4 protein-coding genes are annotated in these 3,699 nt (G+C 69.3%); 3 read left to right on the top strand and 1 reads right to left on the bottom strand.

The window, feature by feature from the left end:
* From atpD to mbfA, 3 genes are all read left to right on the top strand, one after another.
* The coding region (gene atpD, locus V7067_RS16415; RefSeq protein ID WP_334176969.1) for a F0F1 ATP synthase subunit beta at positions 1-1,347 on the top strand (1,347 nt) is incomplete at its 5' end.
* Between the two features lie 146 nt (positions 1,348-1,493).
* A complete protein-coding gene (locus V7067_RS16410; RefSeq protein WP_334176968.1) occupies positions 1,494-1,892 on the top strand; it encodes a F0F1 ATP synthase subunit epsilon in 399 nt (132 codons plus the stop codon).
* A gap of 176 nt (positions 1,893-2,068) precedes the next feature.
* Complete coding sequence (gene mbfA / locus V7067_RS16405; RefSeq protein ID WP_334176967.1) at positions 2,069-3,058, top strand: iron exporter MbfA; 990 nt, start codon at positions 2,069-2,071, stop codon at positions 3,056-3,058.
* A 6-nt stretch (positions 3,059-3,064) separates the two neighbouring features.
* On the opposite strand, the gene V7067_RS16400 is transcribed toward mbfA, so the two are convergent.
* Positions 3,065-3,538: an MmcB family DNA repair protein gene (locus tag V7067_RS16400; protein ID WP_334176970.1), complete on the bottom strand. Its 474-nt coding sequence runs from the start codon at positions 3,536-3,538 to the stop codon at positions 3,065-3,067.
* Between the last annotated feature and the right edge of the window lie 161 nt (positions 3,539-3,699).

The following is a 3,699-nucleotide window of genomic DNA, read 5'->3' as shown; positions in this document are numbered from 1 at the left end:
CCGAAGATCCTGAACGCCATCGAGACCACGAACCGGGGCAACCGCCTCGTTCTGGAAGTGGCCCAGCATCTCGGCGAGGACACCGTCCGCGCCATCGCCATGGACACGACCGATGGTCTCGTCCGTGGTCAGGTCGTGCGCGACACCGGTGCCCCGATCGCGGTTCCGGTCGGTGACGGCACCCTGGGCCGCATCCTGAACGTGATCGGCGAGCCGGTGGACGAAGCCGGTCCGGTCGATTTCGAGCACACCCGCGTGATCCACCAGCCGGCCCCGGCCTATACCGAGCAGTCGACCGAGGCGGAAATCCTCGTGACCGGCATCAAGGTCGTGGACCTGCTCGCGCCTTACGCCCGCGGCGGTAAGATCGGCCTGTTCGGCGGCGCCGGCGTGGGCAAGACGGTGCTCATTCAGGAGCTGATCAACAACGTTGCCAAGGCGCACGGCGGTTATTCCGTGTTCGCCGGCGTGGGCGAGCGTACCCGTGAGGGTAACGACCTCTACCACGAGATGATCGAGTCCGGCGTGAACAAGCACGGCGGCGGCAACGGCTCCAAGTGCGCCCTCGTGTTCGGCCAGATGAACGAACCCCCGGGCGCCCGCGCCCGCGTGGCTCTCACCGGTCTGACGATCGCCGAGGACTTCCGTGACCGCGGTCAGGACGTGCTGTTCTTCGTGGACAACATCTTCCGCTTCACGCAGGCCGGTTCGGAAGTGTCGGCCCTTCTCGGCCGCATTCCTTCGGCGGTGGGTTATCAGCCGACGCTGGCGACCGACATGGGTGCCCTGCAGGAGCGCATCACCACCACCACCAAGGGCTCGATCACCTCGGTGCAGGCCATTTACGTGCCGGCCGACGATCTGACCGACCCGGCTCCGGCCGCGACCTTCGCCCACCTCGATGCCACGACCGTGCTGAACCGCGCGATCTCTGAAAAGGGCATCTATCCGGCGGTGGACCCGCTCGACTCGACCTCGCGCATGCTCGACCCGCGCATCGTCGGCGACGAGCACTACCAGACCGCCCGCCGCGTGCAGGAAATCCTGCAGCGCTACAAGTCGCTGCAGGACATCATCGCGATCCTGGGCATGGACGAGCTTTCCGAAGAGGACAAGCTGACCGTCGCCCGCGCCCGCCGCATCGAGCGCTTCCTGTCGCAGCCGTTCCATGTCGCCGAAGTGTTCACCGGCTCGCCCGGCGTGTTCGTCGACATCAAGGACACCATCTCGGGCTTCAAGGGTCTGTGCGAAGGCAAGTACGATCACCTGCCGGAAGCCGCCTTCTACATGGTCGGCACCATCGAGGCGGCCGTCGAGAAGGCCGCCAAGCTGGCCGCCAAGAACTGAGACCTTCGGGTCCCGCGATGCCGGCGCTGCCGGCATCGCATTTCTGCCCGCCGCGCGGCGTTGCCCGCGCGGCTCCTTGCTGTGAACGCCGGCCGTTCAGCAAGGCACACGACCCGGCCGGACGGATCTGACGGGAGCCAATATCCATGGCCGAGACCTTTACCTTCGAGCTCGTCTCGCCCGAGCGTCTCCTGCTCTCCGAGGAAGCCCGCTCGGTCGTCGCGCCGGGCACCGAGGGTGCGTTCGAGATCATGAAGGGCCATGCGCCTTTCCTCTCCACGCTGCGCCCCGGCTTCGTCGAAGCCACTCTGGCCTCGGGCGAGAAGAAGCGGGTTTATGTGCGCGGCGGCTTCGCCGATGCCGGCCCCACCCGCCTGACGGTTCTGGCGGATGTCGCCATTCCGGCCGAGAGCCTGCGTCGCGAGCAGGTGCAGGCCGCGATTGCCGATTTCGAGGCGGTGCTGGCGTCTGCCCAGAGCGACGAGGCCCGCTACAAGGCGTCGGCGACCATTTCCCAGCTGCGCGAGGTCGAGGCTCAGCTCTGAGCCCGGCGTCCGCACCGGACCGCTGCAGTAAAAGCCGCCTTCGGGCGGCTTTTTTTGTGCGCCGGCAGGCCGCTTTTGTCGGCGGCGGGCCGGGGGCCCGGTTTCGCGGCGCCGCGACGGATGCCATGATGGTTCGCCCGGTCCGGCACGCGACCGCACTCTGAGCGAGGCGACCCATGGCAGCCCTGATCTCCGTTCCCCACGCCCGCCGGCGCCGCCTCGCCGACCTCAGCGAGGCCGAAGTGCTGTCGGTGGCGATCGCCAGCGAGGACGAAGACCACCGCATCTACACCGCCTATTCGGAGGCGCTGACGCCGGATTATCCCGCGACGGCGGCCGTCTTCGCGGAGATGGCGCGCGAGGAGGCCGGGCACCGCGACCGCCTCAAGGCGCTGGCGGAAAAGCGCTTTCCCCACGGCCTGCCGCTGGTGCGGCGCGAAGACGTGGCCGGCCTGCCGTGGCGCAAGCCGCTGTGGCTGATGCGGCCGCTCGGGCTGGACGCGATCCGCAATCAGGTCGCCGATATGGAAGAGCAGTCCGAGCGCTTCTATCAGCTGGCCGCGGCGCAGGCGAAAGACCCCGCCGTGCAGGCGCTGCTCACGCAGCTTGCCGGCGAGGAACTGAAACATCAGGATCGCGGCGAGGTGCTGCGCGACCGGCTGCTGACCCCCGGCGCCCGCAGCAAAGAGGCCGAGGCGGCCAGGCGGGCCTTCGTGCTGCAAACCGTGCAGCCGGGGCTGGCCGGGCTCATGGACGGTTCGGTCTCCACGCTCGCACCGCTGTTTGCGGCCGCCTTTGCCACCCACTCCACCCACGCCACGTTCGTGGTCGGTCTGGCCGCCGCCGTCGGGGCCGGTATTTCGATGGGCTTTGCCGAGGCGCTGTCGGACGACGGCAAGCTCTCCGGCCGCGGCACGCCGTGGATTCGGGGCCCGGTCTGCGGTGCCATGACCGCCATCGGCGGCCTTGGCCATACCCTGCCCTATCTCATCCCGCATTTCTGGACGGCGACACTGATCGCGATTGCCGTGGTGGTGGTGGAGCTTGCCGTCATCGCCTGGATTCGCATGCGCTACATGGATACGCCGCTGCTGTCGGCGGTCTTTCAGGTCGTGGTCGGCGGCGTTCTGGTGTTTCTCGCCGGCATCCTCATCGGCGCGGGCTGAGGGCCTTCAGAGCCCGTCGGGACCGGCGCCGGCCGCGGGATCGGTCACCGCCTGAAGGCGCAGCGCCGCGGTGCGGGCAAAGCGCAGCGTGATCGCCTTCCGCGTGGCGCCCGCAAGCGGCGTCAGCGGGGCGTCGCGCACGATCTCGGCAGCAAAGCCGTCTGTCACGATCAGGCCGGCCTCGGGGGGAAAGATCGCGGCCGGCACCTCCGGTACCGTGGCAAAGAACAGCCGGTCGCAGGCGGCGCGATAGTCCGGCCACTTGCTATCGGCACGGAAGTCGGCGACCGAGGACTTGATTTCCACAATCCAGATTTCGCCGCGCGGGCCGAGCGCCATCAGATCGGTGCGGCGGCCGGTGGCGAGGCTCACCTCGCTGGCGCAGCAGAAGCCGTGCGCCAGCAACAGCCGGCCGACGCCCCGCTGCACACGCAGCGCCGTCGCGGATTGCCGGCCGTCCTGAGCCGGGTCCGGCCGCACGCGGTGAAGACCGGGCCCCGCGATTTCCCCGCTCACGGCGCGGGCGCCGGATCGCCGGGCCGCGGCGCGACCGGCACCGGGGGCGGCAGCGGCGGCGCACCGCCGGCCGGGCCGGCGTTCTGCAAGACGCGGTCGATCTCGTCACGGAAGCCGGTCGCGGC

This window comes from Pseudoxanthobacter sp., from assembly GCF_036822375.1.
Lineage (GTDB): Bacteria > Pseudomonadota > Alphaproteobacteria > Rhizobiales > Segnochrobactraceae > Pseudoxanthobacter.
The sequence above is the reverse complement of the archived record's forward strand: the minus strand, read 5'-3'. Positions and strand labels throughout refer to the sequence as shown.

What these genes read in the sequence shown, in the direction of transcription:
- V7067_RS16410 (WP_334176968.1), top strand. Translation starts at nt 1,494, where the DNA reads ATGGCCGAGACCTTTACCTTCGAGCTCGTCTCGCCCGAGCGTCTCCTG.
- mbfA (WP_334176967.1), top strand. Translation starts at nt 2,069, where the DNA reads ATGGCAGCCCTGATCTCCGTTCCCCACGCCCGCCGGCGCCGCCTCGCC.